The organism is Blautia sp. AF17-9LB, from assembly GCF_003479185.1.
Lineage (GTDB): Bacteria > Bacillota > Clostridia > Lachnospirales > Lachnospiraceae > Fusicatenibacter > Fusicatenibacter saccharivorans.
Genome location: NZ_QUGU01000046.1, coordinates 1 through 1,326, shown reverse-complemented (window position 1 = coordinate 1,326; position 1,326 = coordinate 1). Strand labels below are relative to the sequence as shown.

Here is a 1,326-nt window from a genome sequence, read left to right as displayed (position 1 = left end):
AGTGATGAGTTAGACGCGCAAAATTTGCACCAAAAAAAGGAACAAATGTTTGATATATTCCTATGCATATGGTATACTATTTTTATGAAGAAAGATATGTTTACAATTAATAAAAATGGTCTTTCCTATGGTAGAGGATATGTGTACTCTCTGCAGTATCATCTGGTCTGGTGTACAAAGTACAGAAAAAAGGTTTTAAAAGACGGAATTGATGTGGAATGCAAAGAAATGCTGGAAAGTCTTGCACAGGAATATAAATTTCAAATCCTGGCTATGGAGGTTATGCCGGATCATATTCATCTGCTTGTAGATTGTCGACCACAGTTTTATATTTCAGACATGATCAAAATCATGAAGGGGAATCTTGTAGTAAGGGGATTACCCATAAATATATTGTAGTAGTGATGAGTTAGACGCGCAATTTTTTTAATATAGAACAGAACAAATGTTTGATATATTATTATGGATATGGTAAAATACTTTTATGGAGAAAGATATGTTTACAATTAATAAAAATGGTTTTTCCTATCCGGCGTCAAGGAAAGAGTTGTGGGGAGAACATTTGTGAAATCCGTCTTATTGTGCTGTAACGGTTAGTGACCGAAGCCGTGAACAGATACTTGCTTACATAGAAGGTCAGAAGGAAAAATCCCGTTAAAACCCGGAGGAGAAAGCGAATGAAAATCATATCCAGTTATGGTGTAGAATTACGAAAACAGAATATTCCAATCTGCCAGACACTGGAGATTTACCGTTCTGCTGTCCGCTATCTGGTCGAAGTGTATGAATCTGTATGGGAAGAACTGGCCCAAATTGAGAACAGTAAGAAACGTTTCAATGCAGCGGAACATCTGGTGCATACAACGAAACGGAATCCGGCCCGGTTGATTTTGATTTCTGCTTTCCCAAAATGCCATCCTATTTCAGACGGGCGGCAGTCCAGCACGCGCTTGGGAGTGTATCTTCTTATCGGACGCGTCTGGAACAGTGGAAAGCAGAGGGACAGAAAACAGGAAAGCCGTATCTGAAAAGTGAGCAGTATGCCATGCCTGTTTTTTACCACGATGTCATGTACCGTGAAAACACAGAAGAGAAAGATGCGGCCTTTTTAAAACTGTACGATGGCCATGACTGGAAATGGTTTGCTGTGCGGCTGAAACATACGGATATGGAATATTTAAGAAAACACTGGTCGGGCAAAAAAGCTTCGGCGCCAACGTTGGAGAAAAAGCACGACAAATATTTCCTGCGTTTTACGTATGCGGAAGAGGTATCTTTAAACCGGACACCTGTCAAAGAACAAACGATCTGCAGTGTGGATCTCGG

1 protein-coding gene and 3 pseudogenes are annotated in these 1,326 nt (G+C 40.0%); all 4 read left to right on the top strand.

What is annotated here, in order from left to right:
• Positions 1 to 84: 84 nt before the first annotated feature.
• Positions 85 to 366, top strand: a pseudogene (gene tnpA, locus DWX00_RS19395) (IS200/IS605 family transposase); the annotation flags it as partial.
• A 169-nt stretch (positions 367 to 535) separates the two neighbouring features.
• Positions 536 to 658, top strand: a pseudogene (locus DWX00_RS20780) (transposase); the annotation flags it as partial.
• A gap of 19 nt (positions 659 to 677) precedes the next feature.
• On the top strand, positions 678 to 1,028 hold the full coding sequence (locus DWX00_RS20260) for a hypothetical protein (RefSeq protein ID WP_243038066.1): 351 nt from the start codon (positions 678 to 680) through the stop codon (positions 1,026 to 1,028).
• A 17-nt stretch (positions 1,029 to 1,045) separates the two neighbouring features.
• Positions 1,046 to 1,326, top strand: a pseudogene (locus tag DWX00_RS20255) (IS200/IS605 family accessory protein TnpB-related protein); the annotation flags it as partial.